Source organism: Frankia sp. Hr75.2 (assembly GCF_949319125.1).
Taxonomy (GTDB): Bacteria; Actinomycetota; Actinomycetes; order Frankiales; family Frankiaceae; genus Parafrankia; species Parafrankia soli.
This window is the reverse complement of the sequence record NZ_CASGGV010000287.1, coordinates 14423-34523: the sequence shown is the minus strand read 5'-3', so window position 1 is coordinate 34523 and position 20101 is coordinate 14423. Positions and strand designations below refer to the sequence as shown.

Sequence of the window (20101 nt, the reverse complement as noted above, 5' to 3'; positions counted from 1 at the left end):
CGGCACGGCTAGGCGTCCGCCCGGCGCAGGATCTGGCGGGCCTGCGCGACGAGCGGCGCGTCGATCATCTGGCCGTCGAGCAGGAAGACGGCACTGCCCTCGCTGCCCTTCACCACCCGCCGGGCCCAGGCGACGTCCTCGTCGGACGGCTGGAACGCCCGGCGGACGACGGCCGCCTGTGAGGGATGGATGCACGCCTTGGCCACGAAGCCGGACGCGACGGCCTCGTCGGCCTCCGCGGCAAGGCCGGCGACGTCGGCGACGTCCAGGAAGACCGTGTCGATCGCCGGCACGCCGGAGGCGGCGGCGTGCAGCAGGACGGTGGACTTGGCGTGCCGCGCGACGTCGCGGTACCGCCCGTCGGGCAGCCGGCTCGAGCTGCCACCGAGCGACGCCATCAGATCCTCCGCGCCCCACATCACGCCCGCCAGGTTCCGCGCGCGCACCACCTCGGCGCTGGCGAGGACCCCGCGCGCCGTCTCGCACAGCGCGACCACCTGGTAGGGGTCCGCTTCCTCGACCTCGCGGACGTCCTCGGTCTTCGCCAGCATGATCGTGCGGTACCCGGTGCGGGCGAGGCAGCGGATGTCCTCGTCGTAGTCGGCGGTCGACCGCGGGTTCACCCGGACGATCACGCGGGCCGGATCCACGGGGTGCTCGACGAGCGCCACACGGGCCTCAGGGCGCCGCGCGGGGGCGACCGCGTCCTCGAGGTCGAGGATCACGGTGTCCGCGGCCGCCAGGGCCTTCTCGTACCGGTCCGGCCGGTCCGCCGGGCAGAACAGAAGCGACGATCCCAGTGCCCAGTCGGTCACGCTGTCTCCCACCTCGAAACTCCCGGCAGAACATCGACCACCGGATACGTCAGCCGGCGTCCGGGCCGGCAGGCTCCCCGCCGGCGCCCTCACCGGCCGGCAGCCGCAGCATCAGCGCGGTCCGCTCGGCCTGCGCGACGAGCACGCCGCGCTGGTTGCGGGCCCGGTGCACGAAGACGACGATGCCGTTCGCCGGCCGCGAGCGGGAATCCCGCTTCGACAGGACCTCGGTCTCGGCGTAAATGGTGTCGCCGGCGAGGACGGGCGCGGGGAAGCTGATGGCGCCGAAGCCGAGGTTCGCCACCGTCGTGCCCTGCGTCAGCTGCGGGACGCTCAGCCCGACCATGACCGACAGGGTCATCATGCTGTTCACGAGCCGCTCACCGAACTCCGTGGACGCGCTCGCGGCGGCGTCGAGATGCAGGCTCTGCGGGTTCATCGTGAGAGTGGAGAAGAAAGTGTTGTCGGCCTCGCCGAGGGTGCGGCCCGGGCTGTGCACGTAGATCGCGCCGGTCTGCAGCTCCTCGAAATAAAGCCCGCGCTGCTGAATTCGCGTCACATCTCCGCCTGATCTGTCTGCCCGATTTTCGCCCGCACTATTCCACCGACGATTTTCCGGATTATCCGTCCCGCGACGAACTGTACTGTACGGACCAGCCAGCGCGACTGTCAACGCGCGTATACGCGGTCGCCGCGCCCCGGACTAACCCTTATAGCAATTTCGCGCGCGACGGTCGACCGTTAGCCGCCGATAGTGGTCGACGTCGCCCGTAGCGCACCGCCCGGCGTCGCGCACGGCCCCGGCAGGGCCCGCGGCTCGGCACGCGAACTTCCACCCATCATTCAAAGTGAGCGTTTCCTCTCCGATGTCAGGCCAGGCCGGACGGCACTCGTCCCACCTCCGACGAGGGGCTCCGGCGGACGGGCCGGGCGGGCGCGGGAGGCAGGGGGTCTTGCGGGTTGCCCGCGTCATATGTTTACACTGACGTCAACTTTGAACGTCGGCTCGGAAGAGCCGTCATCCGGCGGACACACTGCGGCGCCGCCCCCCGGTCGCGCCGTCGGCGCACCAGGGCGGGACGGGCGATGACATCGGAACCGAAAGTCCAGCTGGCGCTGACGCCCGACTCGCGCTGGGACGTCGACACGGCCGGCCTCGTGGCGGCGGCCGCGGGCGCCGGGTTCGGGTCGGTCGGGCTCGCCGAGGCCAACGCCGACGCCGCCGGAGCGGCCGTCCTCGCCGCGGCGGGCCTGCGCTGCCACGAGATCCTGGCCCTGATCGTGACCGACGACGAGCAGGCCACGATCGACCAGGCTCGCCGGGTCGCGAAGGCCGCGGCCGCGGTGAACGCCCGGTGGGTCCTGACCGGCTTCCGGGTGGGGCTCGACGAGCGGAGCGCCCCGTTGATCGCCCGGTGCGCCGCGCTGTTCGCCGCCGCCGGCGCCGGGATGGCGGTGGAGTTCAGCCCGCTGGGCGGCACGAAGTCGATCGCCACCGCCGTGGACATCGTGGAGGCCGCCGGCCCCGACCGCGCGGGCGTGCTGATCGACACGTGGCACTTCTTCAACGGGGAGAGCACCTGGGAGCAGCTCGAACAGGTGCCCCTGGACCGCATCGCCTACGTCCAGTTCGACGACGCGCTCCCGCCGATCTCCCCGAACGGGATCAAGGAGACGATGCACCGCCGCGCCATGCCCGGCGAGGGGATCTTCGACCTCGAGCGGTTCGCCGCCACCCTGCTCGACCGGGGCTGGTCGGGCCTGGTCAGCGTCGAGGTGCTCAACGCCGAGCTGCGTGGGCTGCCCGTCGCCGAGTTCGCCCGCCGCGCCTACGAGACGACCGCCGGGTTCTGGCGATGACCTCGCGCCGCCCACCCGGGACGCGCGCGTGACCAGGACCGGCGCCGGTCCTGGAGCCGGCGCGGCCCGCGCCGGAGCCGGTGCCGGTGCCGGTCCTGGCGCTGCGGCCGGTGCCGGTGCCGCCGCCGACAGCCGTCCCGACGGTGGCGGTGGCCCCCGCTCGCGCCGCGGAGCCGAGACCAGGGCGCGCCTCGTCGAGGCCGCCAAGGCGGTCTTCGAGGAGAGGGGCTACCACGACACGCGGGTGGCGGACATCGCCGAGCGCGCCAGCGTGTCGCACGGGTCCTTCTACCACTACTTCGACTCGAAGGACCAGATCTTCCGGGAGGTGGCGGCGGTCATCGACGCCGCCCTCAGCGCCGGGATGGCGATCATCCTCGCCCGCAACTCGAGCATGTCGCCGCACGAGCGGCTGACCGAGGCGATCCGGGTCCACTTCGAGGCGTACCGCGCCGAGGCGCGGATCATGAGCGTGATCGAGCAGGTCTCCCGGCACGACGAGCAGGTCTACACCGTCTGGACCCAGCTTTTCGGCCGCCACTCGGACGACGTCGCCCGTTCCATCGAGCAGCTCCAGCGCCACCGGCTCGCCGACCCCGACCTCGACCCGGCCGTCACCTCGGCCGCTCTCGGCGCGATGATGTGGCGCTTCGCCGAGCAGTGGCTCGTGCAGGGCCAGCCCGTGTGCGACTTCGACGTCGGCATAGCGCAGATCACCAGGCTGTTCGTGAACGCGCTCCAGTTGCGCGACCCCACGGGGATCCCCCACGACGAGCCGCGGCGGCCCCCGGCACAGCCCGGGAGCACGGGCGGCGCGGGCGATCCGGCCTCGTCCGCCCACCAGTGAAGGAGACGAGACGGATGCGCACCCCCGGCGGCGACGCGTGACCACACCGACGACCGACCTGCTGGACCTGACCGGCCGGGTGGCCGTTGTCACCGGCGGCGGGACGGGCATCGGGGCGGCGGCGGCGCGGCTGCTCGCCGCCCACGGTGCCGACGTGGCCATCGCCGCGCGCACCGTCGACGGCCTGGAGCGGACCGCGGCGGACATCCGGGCCGCCACCGGCCGCCGCTGCCTGCCCGTGCCGACGGACGTCAAGGACGAGCAGCAGGTGATCCGGCTGGTGCGGCGCGCCGTCGAGGAGCTCGGCCGGATCGACGTGCTGGTCAACAACGCCGGCGGCACCCGCATGGGCCCGCTCTCCTCGCTGCCGACCAGGGCCTGGGACGCCAGCTTCGATCTCAACGTGCGGGCGGCCTACTTCTGCACCCGGGAGGCCGGCCGCCACCTGGTGGCGCAGCGCTCGGGCGCGATCGTCAACATCTCCTCGGACGCCGGCCTGCACGGGGTCCGGGGCGGCGCGCACTACGCCTCGTCGAAGGCCGCGCTGCAGATGTTCACGACGGTCACCGCGGCCGAGTGGGGGCGCTACGGGGTGCGCGCCAACTGCCTCGCCGTCGGGCCGGTCGCCTCCGAGCGCGCGGTCGAGGCGTGGCGCGTCGCCGGCATCGACACGTCCGAGTTCAGCACGGCCACCCCGCTGGGCCGGCCAGGGACGCCCGCGGAGGTCGCGAACGCGATCCTCTTCTTCGCCAGCGACGCGGCGTCCTACATCACCGGGCAGACCCTCGCCGTCGACGGCGGCCCGAGCCTGGGCGGGATCCGCGACACCTGAGGCGCGACTCAGAACCTCGTGCGTCTCCTGAGCGGACGCCGAGCCCGCCCCGGTTCGAAATCACCAGATCATGATCGTGAACGCCGACCCAGCACCGTCAACATTGTTGACTATCTTGATTGTTGACCATCGTGACCTGGTCTCGGGAGGACGAAGGGAACGGCGGCGTGGGACTCGCGACAGGTCCGCCCCGCGCGCAGCACCCGTGACCATGGGGCGTGGCAGGAACGACGGCTGACGGCACAGCCGACACAGCAGGCACGACACCTTCTCCGGGCGAGTGCGGCCGGTTCTGGGAGGACCGTTACCGGCGCACCGACCGGATGTGGACGGGAGCCCCCAACGAGCTGCTCGTCCGGGAGGTCGGCGGGCTGGCGCCCGGGACGGCGCTGGACCTCGGGTGCGGCGAGGGCGGTGACGCCGTCTGGCTGGCCGCCCGGGGCTGGCGGGTCACCGCGGTCGACGTCTCACCCACGGCGCTGGCCCGGGCCGCCGGCGCCGCGGCGGCCGCCGGCGTCGACGCGGGGGTCACCTGGCGATGCGAGGACCTGGCCGACGGCGTCCCCGAGGGCTCCTTCGACCTCGTCCTCGCCCTTTTCCTGCACTCCCCGGTCGGCATGCCGCGAGCGGAGGTGCTCCGCGCCAGCGCCGCCCGGGTGGCCCCGGGCGGGACGCTGCTGGTGGTCGGGCACGCCGGTGCCCCGTCCTGGGAGCCGAGGAAGAAGCCCCACACCAGGCTCGCCGGTCCCGACGACGTCCGCGCCGAGCTGGGCGCGGCCACCGAGGGCTGGGCGGTGGAGCTGCGGGAGATGTACGAGGCGCCCATGTCGCGCCCGAACGGCCAGGTGGGCTTCCGGGTCGAGAACGCCCTGCGCCTGCGGCGCCCGACCTGACCGGGCACCCCGGAAGTGGGCGACCGCCCGGCGGCGGGCCCCACGCATTCCCCGGCCAGGGGGCACAGGACGAGATCGGCCCCGCGCCCCCGTCTGGGAGGCGCGGGGCCGACCGGGCGTCCGCGGGAGCGGTCAGGTGGTCACGATCGACACGCCGGCCGTGCCGGGCGCGCCGTAGAGCTGGGCGTAGCCGACCCGCGGGTTGCCGGGGACCTGCCGGTCGCCGGCCTGCCCGCGCAGCTGCAGGACCAGCTCGTGGATCTGGCGCAGACCCGAGGCGCCGACGGGCTCGCCGTTGGCGATCAGCCCGCCGTCGGTGTTGACCGGCAGCCGGCCGCCGATCTCGGTGGCGCCCTCCGCGAGCAGCTTCTCCTGGTCGCCGTCCGCGCAGAAGCCGTTCTCCGCCATGTGCATGATCTCGGCGCCGGAGTCGGTGTCCTGGACCTGGATGACGTCGACGTCCTCCGGGCCGATGCCCGCGGTCTCGTAGGCCGCCTTCGACGCGAACACGGTGGGGGCCTCGGCGTGCTCCACCGCGGCCCAGGAGCTGTGCACCTCGTGCGCGCCGTAGGTACGGGTCCGCAGCGTGCTCGCCCGCAGGTAGATGGGGTTGGACGTGTACTGGCGGGCGATGTCGGCGCGGCACAGGATGATCGCCGCGGCGCCCTCGTCCGGGCTGCAGAACATGTACTTCGTCAGCGGGTAGTTGAGCATCTGGGAGGTGAGGATCTCGTCCTCCGTCAGCGCTTTGCGACGGAAGGCGTTGGGGTTCAGCACGCCGTTGCGGTAGTTCTTCGCCGCCACCCGGGCCAGCGTGCGGTGCGAGATCCCGTGGTCGTGCATGTAGCGGTTGATCTTCATCCCGAAGAACTTCGTCGTCAGGAAGTGACCGATGTCGCCGTACCACGGCGGGGCGCTGTAGTGGACGGGATCGGCCGTGAAGGCGCCGAAGGCGTGCTTGTCCATGCCGACCGCGAGGCCGATGTCGTACTTGCCGTACCGGATCGCGTCGGCGGTCAGCTCCAGCGCGGTCGCGGCCGTCGCGCAGCCGTTGTAGACGTCCATGAACGGGATGCCGGTGAGGCCGAGCAGGCCCACGACCGCGTCGGGGTTGTCCACCTCACAGCTCCCGCCGAAGGCGAACTGGACCTGCTTCCACTCCAGGCCGGCGTCGGTGAGCGCGGAGCGGACGGCCTCGGCGCCCATCTGGATCGCCGACTTGTTGCCGAAGCGCCCGAAGGGGTGGATACCCACCCCGATGATCGCGACGTCCTCCATGTCAGTTTCCTCCCTCGGACGGCGCGAACGCGTACGACATCACCTGGGTACCGTCCTCGTCTGTGCGGAACGGGTAGATCACCAGCTCGAGCCCCATCCCGAACCTGATCTCGTCAGGCTTGCTGACGGTCAGGCGGCCCTCGACGCGCACGTCGTCCCCGAGCTGCACGAGGCCCACCGCGAACGGCTTGAAGGTCTCGGGCGTCTCACCGCTGGCGTAGGGCTCCTTGGGCAGGAACTCCTGGGTGGTCCACGTCCACAGGGTGCCCTCGCGCGGCAGCAGGCGCTGCTCCATCTCGAGCTTGCCGCAGCGCGGGCAGGAATCCTGCACGGGGAACGTGACCGCCGCGCAGCTGCGGCAGCGGGCGCCGATCAACTGTGGTTTCTCCGCGGGCCAGGTGAACACGTCGGGAGCAAAGGGAATCTGTGCCATCAGAACACTCCTAGCATGGTGACCGGCCACGGACAGGTCACTGAAAATCATCCGGATGTCGGCCGGCGGAGGCCACGGCGCTCAGCTCGGCATCGGACGTCTTCGACGGACCGCACCGGTGTCACCTCGCCCCGGGACTCCGCGAACGCAGGTGGCCGGGTTCCGCCGATCGCGTGGGCCGCGGACCAGCGCACGGCCGGGACGAGGGACGAGCAACGGGATCCGGCCCTCCACATCGTGCGGATCGTGCGCCGGGCGCCGGCGATCAGCGGGTCGCCCGAAGGCGCACAGCCCCCGGGTAGGGGCAGCATATGCACATTCCCGACGTACCCGCACGGGAAACGATCTGGCGGCGGAGCGACGGTCCCGGCAACCGGATCACCGCGGTGGACGGGCCCGCGGCCCGGCCAGGCCGGCCGGGGGTGGCACCCACCGCCGCCCACGGAATGTCGCCGTGACCCACATCGGCCGCGGGCCGCGATGACTCGCGGAGTCGGGCGCCGACCACGGCCGGTGGCGGCCGGCGTCGCACGGGGCATCGGGCGCGGCACCCGAATCCCGGCCCGCGGCCGGCCGGTATCGCTTTGAACGGGAAAGATCCCATTCCGCAACCGCGGAGTCACCCGGGCTGGATAACCGTGTTCACGGGGTGAGTAAGGCGCGCCAATCAGCAAAGGCGGCTGCGGGTACCCCCACCTGTATCCACACCGCCGGTAGCACGTACCAGTACCTCACCGCTCACATTCGTGAATCTGCCGCAGACAGGTGACCCACGGTCACGACGAGTGCGTTCCGGCGAGTGAATGGGTAGGAAGGGCTCTCGGGTGCCGCTCGGCGCCCGGCCAGTCATGCTTTCGACACGACGAGGTGGCCAGTGAGCCTGAGCATCCGCAACCAGCTGACCGGAACCGTAAGCGAGATCACCCGGGGGGCGGTGATGAGCACGGTACTGATCACGCTGCCCGGCGGGCAGAGCCTGACCGCGGCGGTGACACTCGACGCCGTCGACGACCTCGGCCTCAAGGAGGGCTCGGGGGTCGACGTCCTGATCAAGTCCACCGAGATCTCGCTGGCCACCGGCAACGTGGACGGCCTGAGCATCCGCAACCAGCTGCGCGGCACCGTCTCGAGCATCGAGACCGGCGGCGTCATGGCCGTGGCACATGTCACCCTCGAGCAGGGCGGCGAGCTCACCGCGGCGATCACCCTCGCCGCCGCGACCGAACTCGGCCTGGCCGCGGGCACCGCCGTGACCGCCCTGGTCAAGTCGACCGAGGTGGCCGTCGCCGCCGCCTGACGAGTCCAGCGCGGCCCGCGTGCCCCCACCTGGCCGGACCCCCTCCCCGCGGCCTCCGGGCCGCGGGGACAGCCGCCCGCCGCCGGCGCGGACCCGACCGGAGGCGATCCGCGGCGGTACCCGGGCGGCACGTGCAGGACGGCGCTCGCTCCGCCAGTCGTGCCCTGCCGCGAAACGTGCTCGACCCCCGGAGGGTCGAGCGGGATCGGCCGGGCCACCGTGCGCCATTTCGCCCGCAACGGCGACATCGTCTGGTTCACCTACGCGTCCGGCCGGGAGCGCACCGCCGCCATTCTGGCCGAAATACGGCGCGAGAACGGCGCAGACGTCCAGGCCTTCGAATTCCACCAGAGTGATCGGGAAAGCCACCGGAAGCTGGCCGAGGTGCTTCCCGGTCCGCCCGGTGCGTCTGGTGCCGACGGACCTCCCCGCCGGGGACGGCGGGCGCCTGCCGTTCGTCTCCCGGCGGCCGGGCGATGGCCCGGCGCCCCAGGGGCCGGCGGCTCCCCACCCGAGGCCAACCGGCCGGAAGGGGGCGATGACGCACCGTCATCCACCCCGTCCCACCCGGCCGGGGCCGGCTTCGTGAGCAGGACGGACGTCCCGCCGGCGGGCCGCGGGCGCTCGCCGGCACGGACCTTCAGCAAACGGGGCACTCGGCGTCAATAGGTAATCTCGGGACGATCCGGTATCAGGCCGGCTCGAGATCATGGCCGGTCGAGGAGGACTCAGCGGTGGCGGAAAAGGTTGGCCCGGAGTTCGGTCCGTTGGCGGCGCTGGCCGGTGAGTGGGAGGGCGACCAGGGGGTGGACGTCGCCTTCGGGAACACCGAGGGCTCGATGATCACGACCCCGTTCCGCGAGCGGGTCACCTTCAAGCCGTTCGGCCCGGTGGACAACGGCACGCAGCATCTCTACGGCCTGGACTACCACATGGCCGCCTGGCGGACCGGCGAGGAGAACCCGTTCCACACCGAGATCGGCTACTGGCTGTGGGACGCCGAGCTCGGGCATGTGATGCGCTGCTTCATGGTTCCCCGCGGCCAGGTGTTGATCGCCGGCGGCACCGTCGCGCCGGACGCGACCACCTACACGCTGCGCGCGGAGGTCGGCTCGACGGTGTACGGCATCCTGTCCAACCCGTACCTCGCGCGCGCCGCGAACACCACTCTCTACGAGGTGACCATCGCCGTCGCCCCGGACGGCAGCTTCACCTACGACTCCACCACCACGATCGACCACGCGCGGGTGTCCGAGCCGGTCGCCCACACCGACCACAACGTGCTGCGCCGGCTGCCCGAGGCCTAGCCGAGGCCGCCCACCAAGCCCAAGCCCAGCGCCCTCGCACGGCACCTTCGCACACTCCACCTTCATACGAACCACCGAGCGCCGGACTGTTCCAGTCCGGCGCTCGCGCATGAGGCGGCCTTCTCGCGCGCCCCCAGGCCACGACGGCCGCGATGCCGGCGCAGCGTGAACTGCACATATGACAAACAGGTCGCCCCGATCAGGAATCCCCCGCGGGAAACAAGGCGCCCTATTCTCAAAAGAGGCGACCATACGGGCACACATCTGTCTATTGACACGTGAGCCGTTACTAACGATGCTGGGTGACGCCCAGAGCGGGACATTTCCCCGCTCGCGCCAGGCCGGACCGTACAAGCACCAGAGCATCTGAATTCTCTCCTGCAGCGGACGCACCCCCCGGCAATTGACCCTGCCTGCGTCCGCCCGGATTTCGTGACTTACGTCGGCGCACCCCCGCGGGCCGGTGGACCCTCGTCCACCCGCTCGCGGCCGAAGGATGCGCGTCATGCCCGCAATTCAACTCTGGAGTCCGCCATGCCCGAAAACACGCCCGACGCCGTCGAATCCACCCCCGGCCTCAATCGCAGGCACTTAATCGGCACGGCGGCGATCGGCGCCGCCGCGGTCGGCGGTTTCACCGCGGGCCCGGGTGCCACCCGGGCCCGGGCCGCCACCCCCGTGCCGGCCACTGTGCAGCGGGAGCGCGCCGTTGTCATCGGGAGCGGCTTCGGCGGCGGCGTGACCGCGCTGCGGCTGGCCCAGGTCGGCGTGTCGACGCTGGTCCTGGAGCGCGGGCTGCGGTGGCCCACCGGGCCGAACGCAACGACGTTCTGCCGCTTCGCCAACATCGACAACCGCTCCGCCTGGCTGACCGACCACGCCACGGTCGGCGGCGTCGTGAAGACGTGGGAGCCCTACACCGGGGTGATCGAGAGCATTCCCGGCAACGGAATCACGGTGAACTGCGGAGCGGCCGTCGGCGGCGGCTCCGTCATGTACCACGGCATGACACTGAAGCCCTCGAAGGCGAACTTCGCCGCGTCGATCCCGGTGGCCGCGAACCTCTACGACGAGCTGAACCTGTGGGCGTATCCGCTGGTGGCCAGCATGCTGGGAGTCTCCACGATTCCCAACGACATCCTGAACAGCGACCCGTACAAGTCCTCCCGGGTCTTCCGGGACGTCGCTCCGGGCGCGGGCCTGGAGCCGTTCCAGGTTCCCCTGCCGATCGACTGGCAGTACGTGCGCGGTGAGCTGAACGGCCAGTACCAGCCGACCTACACCACCAGCGACATCGCCTTCGGTGTCAACAACGGCGGTAAGCGCTCCATTGACGTCACCTACCTCAAGGCCGCGGAGGCGACCGGTCGGGTCCGCGTCGCGACGCTGCACGTCGTCCGCGACATCGCGCTCGACGCGAACAAGAAGTGGGTACTGACGGTCGACCGCATCAACACCGGCGGCATCGTCCAGGAGACGAAGACCATCGTCGCGGACGCGGTATTCCTCAACGCGGGTTCCGCCGGCACGACCCGCCTGCTGGTGAAGTCCAAGGCGAAGGGGCTGATCCCCAACCTGCCGGACGCCGTCGGAACCCAGTGGGGAAACAACGGCGACCGCATCTACGTGTGGAACGGCATGAACGGCGACATCGGGACCCAGCAGGGTGGTCCCGCCTGCGTCGGCGGTCGCGACACCACCAGCTCGATCCCGCTCACCATCATCCACGCGGGCTCCCCCATTCCGAGTACCGCCGGCAAGCTGATGACGGTCGTCGGCTTCGGGATCGTGAACCCCGCCGGCACCTGGGCGTACGACTCCGCGAAGGACGACGCCGTCCTGACCTGGCCGTCCAGCGGTGACGCCGCGCTGCAGGCGCTGATCGCCGCGCGCATGCAGAAGATCGCCCAGGTGGGCGGCGGCATCATGATCGACACGAACGCCCAGGCGAACTCGACCTGGCACGCCCTGGGCGGCGTGCCCATGGGGTCCGCGGTCGACCTCTACGGCCGGGTCATCGGCCAGAAGGGCCTCTACGTGCTCGACGGCGCGCGGATCCCGGGCTCCACCGGCGCCTGCAACCCGTCCATGACGATCGCGGCCCTCGCCGAGCACAGCATGGCCAAGATCGTGCTCCAGGACGTCGGAAGCGTCTTCTAGGTTCCCGTTCCCGGCACGCCCCCCGGGGTACCGGATCCCGCGACCTGCGGAATCCGGTACCCCCGGCCCGCTGCGGCGGAACCGACGCCCGCGCGGCCGGCGCGCGGGGGCCGCCCGACCGAGACGCTCCGCAGACGAACAGCCATAATTCGGTCATAACAGGACCGATCCTCGCGGTACGACCTCGACGTCACAGGTCAGCCGTTCCGCGAAGGCGACGGGGGCGACGCCGTGGATGGTCGGACGTAGCGGAGGGACGGGAAGTGGGCGACAAGCCGGCGGGTATCCGCCGCTGGAACAAGCTGGTGGAGGAGATCCCGACCGTCCAGCTACGGACGGATGTTCCGCACTCCGCGCGTATGTATGACTACTATCTCGGCGGAAAGGACAACTTCCCGGCCGACCGGGAGGGCGCCGAGCAGGCCATCGCCGTCTTTCCGAGCCTGCGGGACGCCGCCCGCCAGAACCGGGCGTTCATGGTCCGCGCGGTGCGGCACCTGGCCGCCGAGGTGGGCATCCGGCAGTTCCTCGACATCGGCACGGGCATTCCGACCAGCCCGAATCTGCACGAGGTCGTCCAGGGCGTGGACCCGGCCGCCCGGGTGGTCTACGTCGACAACGACCCGATCGTCCTGGCGCACGCCCGCGCGCTGCTCACCAGCAGCCCGCAGGGACGGGCCGCCTACCTCGACGCGGACCTGCGCGACCCCGACAGCATCCTGGAATCCGAGCAGCTGCACTCGACTCTGGACCTCTCCCAGCCCGTCGCGCTCTCCCTCGTCTCGGTCCTTCACTTCGTCGAGGGCGACGAGCCGTACGCGATCGTGCGCCGGCTGCTCGAGCGGCTCGCTCCCGGCAGCCATCTCGTCCTCAGCCACGGCACCGCCGATCTCGACCCGGGCGCCCAGCGGATCGTGGACAGCTACCGGCAGCGGGGGCTCGCCTGCCAGTTCCGCACCCGCGACGAGGTGACGCGTCTCTTCGACGGACTGACGCTGCTCGAGCCCGGCGTGCAGGTGATCCACCGGTGGCGGCCCGACGGCACGGCGGACGGCCTGACCGACGCCGAGGTCCCCGGCTACAGCGGCGTCGCCCGCAAGTAGGCCGCCCGCGCCGAACACGACGAACCGGCCGGCGCCAGGTGCTCCCCTCCGCCGCCGGCGGCCTCGTACAGTACTGCGATGGGCTCCGGCGTCCCGCTCCTCACCGACGCGTTCGGGCGGATCCGGGAGATCGTGCACGAGGTCGTCAGCGGGCTGACCCCGGACGAGCTGAACCACCGGCTGGACGGCCGGGCCAACTCGATCACCTGGCTCGTCTGGCACCTCACCCGGGTGCAGGACGACCACGTCGCCGCCGCGGCCGGGTCGGAGCAGGTCTGGTCCACGGGCGGCTGGGAGCAGCGGTTCGGGCTGGCCGTACCCACCGGGCCGCAGGCCGGGTACCGGGCGATCGGCTACGGCCACAGCTCAGCCGACGTCGACGCGGTACGCGTCACCGATCCCGGTCTGCTGCTCGGCTACCACGACGCCGTCCACGAGCAGACCGTCCGCTACCTCGGACAGCTGCGGGACGCGGACTTCGACCGGATCGTGGACGAGGCGTGGGACCCGCCCGTCACGCTCGGCGTGCGGCTGGTGAGCGTCGTCGCGGACGACCTCCAGCATGCCGGCCAGGCGGCGTTCGTCCGCGGGCTCGTCCACCCCGGCTGACCACCCGGCGCTCCCGGCACTCCGGGCCGACCGCCCGGCTGACCGGCGCTCCCGGCACTCCCGGCCGTCAGCCCGCCGGGGTCAGCCGGGGCCCCGGGGTGAAGGTGATCGGCACCGACTGCGGCGCCCGGTTGAACGTCGAGTGGTAGTCGATGTCCGCGCCGGGCTGCAGGCGGACGTCGACGAGGCGCGTGACGATCTCCTCGAGGGCGATGCGCAGGTTCATCCGGGCGAGGTTGGAGCCGGCGCAGCGGTGCGGCCCGGCGCCGAACGCGATGTGCCGGTTGCGGCCGCGGTCGAGGTCGAAGGTGTCGGCGTTGTCGAACTCGGACTCGTCCCGGTTCGCCGACGCCCAGTAGATGAGCACCCGCTCACCGGCCTTGATCTGGCGCCCGCCGAGCTCGGTGTCGTGCCGGGCCGTCCGGGCGATGCAGATGAACGAGCCGTCGAGGCGCAGCAGCTCCTCCACCGCGTCGGGGATCAGCTCCGGGTTCTCGCGCAGCCGCGCGAGGATCTCCGGGTGCCGGCAGAACCGGATCATCGACATCCCGAGCGCGCCGGCCGTCGTCTCCAGGCCGCCGAGGACGAGGAGCTGGACCGTCCCGACCGCCTCCGCCGGTGTGATCGGACGGCCCTCGATGTCGGCGTTCATGACGGCGTCGACGACGTCGCCGCGCGGGCCCTCCTCGCGCCGCTTCGCCATGAGCGCCCCGATCCACGCCGCCAGCTTCCCGTGGCTCTCCCGGGACTCCTCCAGGTGCGACAGCGACGCCAGGGTGGCCCAGTGGTTGACCATCTCGAGGTCCTCGGCGGGCGCGTGCAGAGCCATGTCGAAGAAGGCGAGCCCGGGCAGCGGGCGGGCGAACTCCGTCATGAAGTCGCACTCACCGGCCTCGACGAAACCGTCGATGAGCCGGTTCACGAGCGCCCGGGTCTGCTGCTCCCACTCGACGACGACGACCGGCCTGAAGTGGGTGTTTATCAGGCGCTTGAAGGTGCGCTGCAGCGGCGGGTCGATCGTCACCGGCAGGATCTTCATCGGCGTGGGGGTGTACGGGACGGTGATGCCCAGCTCGGAGCTGAACGTCTCCCAGTCCTGCGCGACCCGGAGCACGTCCTCGTATCCGGTCACCACCCAGAAGCCGTCGTACTGGTCGCTGTGCGCCACCGGGCACCGCGACCGGGCCAGGGCCAGCGTGGGGTGCAGATCGCGGGCGAGCTCGGGCGAGAGGTGGTCGAAATGGTGCTCGACCCACTCCGCGTCCAGCTGACCGGTAGCTGCGTCCGTCATCTCCACCGCACCTCGCACACGTCCATGTAAACGTCCCCAGTCGGGCAAACGGGCTGTGTCGCGAGCAGCGTACCAGTGAGTGAGTCCTCGCTAATCTTTTGTCGGCTCCGGCCTCGACAAGAGCGACCGGCCGGCGCTTCACGCTGGGGCACAGGGCATCCGGCGACCCACGCGGTCCCCCGGACGGCGCGCGACCGAGGCCGGGAACGGCCATCCAGGACGGCGTTCCGCCGACGCCCACCACCGGCTGTGCGCGCACGGGCCAACGCCTCGGTGGCGGGGGCAGGCGAGACCCCACCTCAGTGCCGGGCGTAAGGGCGCAGGTATCGAGGCCCCCGGGTAGCCGGCAGCCGCCGGTGGAACGTCCCCGCGACGGAACCGGCGTGTACCTCGTTTGACGCCCTCTGTGCCGCTTGACGTCAGATGATGATTGATCTGGCGGCGAGCAGATGGTCGGCAAGGTCGAGATCACCCGTCCGCTCGATGAGCCTGAGTTCGCGGTCGCTCAAGGCCCCGGTAAACAGTCGCCAGGCTACTGTTGCCGGCATCCGGACCAAAGTCGACGCGGCAGAAACTCGGCTTTCGGTGAGGTCCCAGCTTTCGCTGCGGCGTTGCAGCGTCCAGACGCCGGCCGCCTCTCCGGTGAACTCAGTGACCAGATCGATATCCGGGCCGGTTTTGGAACGGTAGTGGCAGGTCAGGCCCCAGATGAAGACGCGTAGCACAGTGCCCAGGTAGTAGTCGTCATCGAGTCCGGGAGCGCCAACGGCGGCACGGATCTGCTGGCCATGAACCCAGTGCTCGGTGAAATCCCGCCCGATGCCCAGCCATACCGGCACTGGCACGGGTCCCATCCAGGCAACCCGGCCGGTCGGCGCGTCCAACTGCATCTGACCCAGTACTCGTCCATCAGCGTCGCGGTGAAACCTAGCAGCTCACGTATCACCCGGGCGCTAAGAACCCGAGTGGTCTTCACCCAGCCGTCGTTCTTGGCATGCAGCGCGGCCGGCCACAGAATTCCCCCGGTCGGGGGCGTCCCGCCGTGATCGGTCCTCGGAACCAAAGCGGTCAGCGACGCTCCGACGCGGCGAACGAACGGCCGACGCCGTGCCGAAGCTGCGCCAGGGCTCCCGTATCTCTGAATGGCCATTGGCCCGGCGGCGCCGCGCTGCCACGGTTGTGCTGGGAGGGCCGCCGGATGGTCAGGTGTTGCCGGGCGGGCACTGACGCGGCGCGGGCTGCTCCGCCGCGGGCAGGACGACGTCGTGGGCGGTGGCGGTCAGCGACAGCCCGGACCCGCCCGTCGACGCCTCGACGATGTCGAGATCCAGCGGCAGCTGGCCGACCGGGATCTTGATCGGGGGCAGCAGGCCGCCCACGGGCACGGGGATCGTGGCGTTGATGGCCCCGCGCAGCGTCACCTCACTGGGGACGAGCGTGAGCACGTTGTCACGGACCTCGAAGGTGGTGACGCCCCCGATCTCCTGGGAGCCGAACAGCCACAGGTCGGTGCGCCCGGAGATCTCGACCCGCCGCCCGCCGTCGACCGGGTTCACCTGGAGGGCGCCGGGCAGCCCGGCCAGGTAGGTGTTGAGGTCGGCGTAGTCAAGCCGGACGGTCGCCCGGATGTCGTCAACAGGCACCGCGCCGACCGACCCGGAGATCATGTCCCCGAGCGGCACGTGGATGCCGGACAGCTGCGCCTGCACGGCGGAGATCCGGGGCCCCGGGGTGGCGATTCCCTCGATCGTCACCCCGATCTCCTCGAACTTGCCGAGCAGGATCTGGGTGAGGAAGGGGAAGCCGCCGATGTGCACGTCGCGCACGGTCGGCGCGGGGGCACCGCATTCCAGGCTCTCCGCCACACTGACCTTGATCTGCTTGGCCATCTGACCCTCGGCGACCGAGACCGCGGCCCGGTCACCCACCACCAGCAGCACGAAGCCGACGGCCGCCGCGACCAGGGCCCACAGCCACCGGCGCCGCCGCCGGCGTGCCGGAGCCGTACCGGCCGACGGGGTCGTCCCGGCCAGCAGCCGATGATCGTCCGGGGCGGATCCGTAGGACATCGTCGGAGGGATCGGCGGGCGGCCGGGCTCGTCGGGCTCGTCGGGCTCGTCGGGCTGGTGGTTCTCCTCCCACCGGTCCGTGCCCCCCGTTCCGCCGGCCGCCGGCCACGCCGGCCGGCCCGACTGGAACGCCCCGGCGGGGGGCGGGGGGGCCGGCTGCCCCGAGCGCGGGCCGGTGGCGGCCGCCGCGCCGGCGCGGTGGTGCAGGTCCATCGTCGGCTGGTCGCCACCCGGCGCTGGCCACTCGCCCGATGCGGGCCACTCGCCCGACGCGGGCCGTGCCCACGGTGAGCGGTGGGCGGGGATGTCGTCCTCGTCCGCGTGCTGGCCCGTCCCGTCACCGCCGTGGTTCACCGGGACATCTCCGCTCCGCTCGGCGTCGGCCAGGCTCAGAGCCTACTGCCGCAGAAGTCGGGGTCCACCACCTCGATGCCCGTGCCCTCGGCGTTGACCCGGACGAAGGCGTAGCACTCGCGGAGGCGCCCGAAATCCTCGCCGAAGTCGGTTCTGGTGATGAGACCGCCAGCGTCATAGTCCTCCACGGCGCGCAGGCCGTCCATGAAGGACTGCCTGCTCGGGCACTCCCCGGCCTCCTCCAGCCCGCGGACGAGCATGTCCGCGACGACGTAGGCGGTCAGGGCGAGGGTCTGGTCCGGGTCGACGAGCTGGGGGGCGTACCGGGCCACCGCCGCCCGGTAGGCGCCGAGAGCCGGGGAGCTGACCTGGAACGGCAGGTAGTTGGCATAGGAGGTGACCCCCGCGAGCCGGGCGCCGTAGGTCTCCAGCAGCTCCGCGCTGACCTCGCGGCCGGTCAGGATGACCTTGAGCGGTACCTCGGCCTCGCCCGCGGCGTCGACGAGCTGAGCGAGCGTCTCGGTGTCCATCGCGGCGACGAGGGTGTCGACGCCGTTGTTCAGCATCCACTCGGCGATCCGGGAGGCGCTCGCCCGTCCCGGCTGGTACTCGGTGACCTGCTCCGCGGGAATCTCGACGCCGGCGGCTCGCAGGCTCACGATCAGCTGGTCGGCGAACTGCACCGAGGTGCTCCCGCCCGCGTAGTCCCGGACGATCACCGCCCGGGTGCCACCGTGCTCACGGACGAACCGGCCGAACGTGTCGACCGACCCCCCGTCGGTGAAGAGGTAGGAGAACGAGAACATGTTCCGGTACCGGGACCACGCTTCCTCCACCGCGAGGCCGACCACGGGCACCCCCGCCTCGGCCAGGTAGGGAGCCCCGCCGGAGGTGGCGGTGCTCGTCTCCAGGACCGCGAAGACCCCCTCCCGTTCCACCAGCTGCCGGCTCATGGTCAGGTTCGTCGACGGGTTGGCCTGGTCGTCGCGCCACACGTAGCTGATCTGGCGCCCGTGCACCCCGCCGGAGGCGTTCGCGAGCCCGAACCGGGCGTCGATGCCGGCCCGCGCCGCGCTGAACGAGCTGGCGAGGCCACCCGAGTCCGGGTACAGCATCCCCACCTCGACCTCGTCCGCGGTGACGCCGGGCGCGACGCAGCCATCCGCGGTGTTCGTAGTGGCGTCGTCGCCCGCACAGCCGACGAGCGACGCCACGGATAATGCGGCCGCCACCGCACACAACACGGATCGAGCGGAGTTCATATCAGCCCCCAACCAAGAATCAATGTTCGTCCCACGCCATGTCGCGACACCGGCCCCGATAACCGAGGCACACGGGCGGGACCGCGCGCCTCGGAACCGCGGGCACGACCGCCAGGGATTTTCTGTATTCGGCCGGCATCCGCGTGCGGACACCCGCCATTGCCCCGCAAAAGAAAGCGTCACCCTCCTCGGGCCGATGACGGGCCGGGCGCGAGAACACCTGCCGCACGCCCACCGGACCAAAATCTCGGCTGTTCCTGCACCCTAACAGGAACAGGAACCGGACGGCATCAATGCACCCACCCGGCCGGGGCGGCAACTTCAGGACGATGCCCGCCAATCCCAATAATTGCTGTACAGCAAGTTCCGTATCGCCCGCCGGCTGGGCGGAAATGCTCCGCTCTGCGCCGGCCCCGGGGCGACCAAGGCCGGTCCCGTGATACCACCCGCCACAGCGGGAGTCCTCCGGGCGGCCGGCGCCGGGGCCGCTCCGGCTGTGGGGCGGCCGGGCGGCGGCACCGGCCAACCCCACGGCACCCGTACAGACCCACGGAACCCGCCGGGCTCGCGCGCCCGCCGGGCCCGCCGAACGCGCCGCGCCGGCGGCGACATCGCCAGGATAACCCGCGCACTCGCCGGGACGGCCGCATTGAATGCCGCCGGCAGACCAGCCCGGTCTCGACGCGAATTTCTTTCAGCTCCGGATCGACATTCCCGCGTACCGGGGCCGCGGAGCAATCAGGAAGATGCCTGCGAACGGTGGCGGCGAGCGGGCCTATTCCGGCAGCACCGCGCGGGCATGGGCGGCGGGATCAGCCCTCGCCTTCCCGGTAGCGAACGCCGAATTTCCGCGTTCAGCACCATCGGTGAACGCGCCGTCACGGGCGCAGGGAACGCGCTTCAGCCCTGCTCGCCGACGATCCTGTCCAGGTAGGCCTCGATGTCAGCAGCGCGTTCGCGCAGGTCATCGGCTGTTTCCGGCGCGGTCAGCGCCAGGAACCGGCCCGTTTCGATCGCGTCCGCGACGATCTCGCCCACCGGGTCGGCATCGAGAACCGGGAACCGCGGCCCCCGCGGCGGCTTCGGCTCCCCGAAGAAGGTGACGTTCTCGATGATGTTGGTCGCGACCCCGGCCGGGCACAGGCAGGTGACGCCGATGCCGCGCGGGCGCAGGTAGAGGGCCAGCGACTCCGAGAGCCCGACCACCGCGTGCTTCGTCGCCGTGTAAGGGAGGCGGTCGAACCCGTAGGGCAGCAGCCCCGCCGTCGAGGCGGTGTTGACGACGTGCCCCGAGCCCTGCGCGAGCAGCAGCGGCAGGAAGACGAGGTTGCTGCGCACGACGCCGAGCAGGTTGACGTCGATGACCCGCTGCCACGCCTCGAGCGGTATGTCCTCGACCGCGCCGACGGCCAGGATGCCGACGTTGTTCATGACCACGTCGACCCGCCCGAACCGGGCCAGCGCGAGATCGCGGGCGGCCTCCAGGTCGGCGGCGGCGGTGACGTCGCAGCGCGCCGCGACCGCCGCGTCGCCCAGTTCACCGGCGACGGCGGCGGCGCGGCCGGCGTCGACGTCGGTCACGACCACCCGGGTGCCGCGCCGGGCCAGCGAGTGCGCGGCGGCCCGGCCGATGCCGCTGCCCGCCCCGGTGATCACCGCGACCGCGCCGTCGAGTCTGACAGTCATGGCGT

19 protein-coding genes are annotated in these 20101 nt (G+C 71.5%); 10 read left to right on the top strand and 9 right to left on the bottom strand.

What is annotated here, in order from left to right; all coding sequences use genetic code 11:
* Positions 1-8 precede the first annotated feature (8 nt).
* Together AC559T_RS20015 and AC559T_RS20010 are read right to left on the bottom strand one after the other, a co-directional pair.
* A complete protein-coding gene (locus tag AC559T_RS20015) occupies positions 9-815 on the bottom strand; it encodes an HpcH/HpaI aldolase/citrate lyase family protein (protein WP_112106642.1) in 807 nt (268 codons plus the stop codon).
* A 49-nt stretch (positions 816-864) separates the two neighbouring features.
* Positions 865-1374, bottom strand: coding sequence for a MaoC family dehydratase (locus tag AC559T_RS20010; protein WP_112106643.1), 510 nt, complete (start codon positions 1372-1374; stop codon positions 865-867).
* Positions 1375-1901: 527 nt separating this feature from the next.
* Between AC559T_RS20010 and AC559T_RS20005 the strand changes: the two genes are divergently transcribed.
* The 4 genes from AC559T_RS20005 to AC559T_RS19990 all read left to right on the top strand — a co-directional run bounded on the left by AC559T_RS20005 (position 1902) and on the right by AC559T_RS19990 (position 5247).
* Positions 1902-2675: a sugar phosphate isomerase/epimerase family protein gene (locus AC559T_RS20005; RefSeq protein WP_112106644.1), complete on the top strand. Its 774-nt coding sequence runs from the start codon at positions 1902-1904 to the stop codon at positions 2673-2675.
* 28 nt (positions 2676-2703) lie between these two features.
* Positions 2704-3522 (top strand): TetR/AcrR family transcriptional regulator, encoded by an 819-nt coding sequence (locus AC559T_RS20000; RefSeq protein WP_498869709.1) that lies wholly within the window; start codon positions 2704-2706, stop codon positions 3520-3522.
* A 37-nt stretch (positions 3523-3559) separates the two neighbouring features.
* Complete coding sequence (locus AC559T_RS19995) at positions 3560-4354, top strand: SDR family NAD(P)-dependent oxidoreductase (protein ID WP_498869708.1); 795 nt, start codon at positions 3560-3562, stop codon at positions 4352-4354.
* A 218-nt stretch (positions 4355-4572) separates the two neighbouring features.
* On the top strand, positions 4573-5247 hold the full coding sequence (locus AC559T_RS19990; protein ID WP_112106647.1) for a class I SAM-dependent methyltransferase: 675 nt from the start codon (positions 4573-4575) through the stop codon (positions 5245-5247).
* Positions 5248-5379: 132 nt separating this feature from the next.
* Here AC559T_RS19990 and AC559T_RS19985 read toward each other — a convergent pair whose 3' ends face one another.
* Both AC559T_RS19985 and AC559T_RS19980 read right to left on the bottom strand, forming a co-directional pair.
* Entirely contained in the window at positions 5380-6525 is a 1146-nt protein-coding gene (locus tag AC559T_RS19985; protein WP_112106648.1) for a thiolase family protein, read from the bottom strand.
* 1 nt (position 6526) lies between these two features.
* The gene (locus AC559T_RS19980) at positions 6527-6958 is read right to left on the bottom strand and encodes a Zn-ribbon domain-containing OB-fold protein (protein ID WP_498869707.1); all 432 of its coding nucleotides are present in this window, start codon (positions 6956-6958) and stop codon (positions 6527-6529) included.
* 874 nt (positions 6959-7832) lie between these two features.
* On the opposite strand from AC559T_RS19980, the gene AC559T_RS19975 reads away from it, so the two are divergent.
* The 6 genes from AC559T_RS19975 (at position 7833) to AC559T_RS19950 (ending at position 13434) form a co-directional block, all read left to right on the top strand.
* The gene (locus AC559T_RS19975; RefSeq protein WP_498869706.1) at positions 7833-8255 is read left to right on the top strand and encodes a TOBE domain-containing protein; all 423 of its coding nucleotides are present in this window, start codon (positions 7833-7835) and stop codon (positions 8253-8255) included.
* A gap of 159 nt (positions 8256-8414) precedes the next feature.
* Complete coding sequence (locus AC559T_RS19970; RefSeq protein ID WP_498869705.1) at positions 8415-8924, top strand: SDR family NAD(P)-dependent oxidoreductase; 510 nt, start codon at positions 8415-8417, stop codon at positions 8922-8924.
* 65 nt (positions 8925-8989) lie between these two features.
* Positions 8990-9562 (top strand): heme-binding beta-barrel domain-containing protein, encoded by a 573-nt coding sequence (locus AC559T_RS19965; protein ID WP_071063289.1) that lies wholly within the window; start codon positions 8990-8992, stop codon positions 9560-9562.
* Positions 9563-10096: 534 nt separating this feature from the next.
* Positions 10097-11722 carry a GMC oxidoreductase gene (locus AC559T_RS19960; protein WP_498869704.1) on the top strand — a complete coding sequence of 542 codons (1626 nt, stop codon included), beginning with the start codon at positions 10097-10099 and terminating at the stop codon, positions 11720-11722.
* 263 nt (positions 11723-11985) lie between these two features.
* Positions 11986-12825, top strand: a complete 840-nt coding sequence (locus AC559T_RS19955; RefSeq protein WP_498869703.1) for an SAM-dependent methyltransferase — start codon at positions 11986-11988, stop codon at positions 12823-12825.
* Positions 12826-12903: 78 nt separating this feature from the next.
* Positions 12904-13434, top strand: coding sequence for a mycothiol transferase (locus AC559T_RS19950; protein WP_112106653.1), 531 nt, complete (start codon positions 12904-12906; stop codon positions 13432-13434).
* Between the two features lie 67 nt (positions 13435-13501).
* Here the strand turns inward: AC559T_RS19950 and AC559T_RS19945 are convergent, their stop codons facing one another.
* From AC559T_RS19945 to AC559T_RS19925, 5 genes are all read right to left on the bottom strand, one after another.
* On the bottom strand, positions 13502-14725 hold the full coding sequence (locus tag AC559T_RS19945; protein ID WP_112106668.1) for a cytochrome P450: 1224 nt from the start codon (positions 14723-14725) through the stop codon (positions 13502-13504).
* Between the two features lie 419 nt (positions 14726-15144).
* Positions 15145-15615: a hypothetical protein gene (locus AC559T_RS19940; RefSeq protein WP_498869702.1), complete on the bottom strand. Its 471-nt coding sequence runs from the start codon at positions 15613-15615 to the stop codon at positions 15145-15147.
* A gap of 312 nt (positions 15616-15927) precedes the next feature.
* Entirely contained in the window at positions 15928-17148 is a 1221-nt protein-coding gene (locus tag AC559T_RS19935; protein WP_498869701.1) for an LmeA family phospholipid-binding protein, read from the bottom strand.
* A gap of 35 nt (positions 17149-17183) precedes the next feature.
* Positions 17184-18380 carry an ABC transporter substrate-binding protein gene (locus AC559T_RS19930; RefSeq protein WP_112106656.1) on the bottom strand — a complete coding sequence of 399 codons (1197 nt, stop codon included), beginning with the start codon at positions 18378-18380 and terminating at the stop codon, positions 17184-17186.
* 930 nt (positions 18381-19310) lie between these two features.
* Positions 19311-20096 (bottom strand): SDR family oxidoreductase, encoded by a 786-nt coding sequence (locus AC559T_RS19925; protein ID WP_071067153.1) that lies wholly within the window; start codon positions 20094-20096, stop codon positions 19311-19313.
* Positions 20097-20101 lie beyond the last annotated feature (5 nt).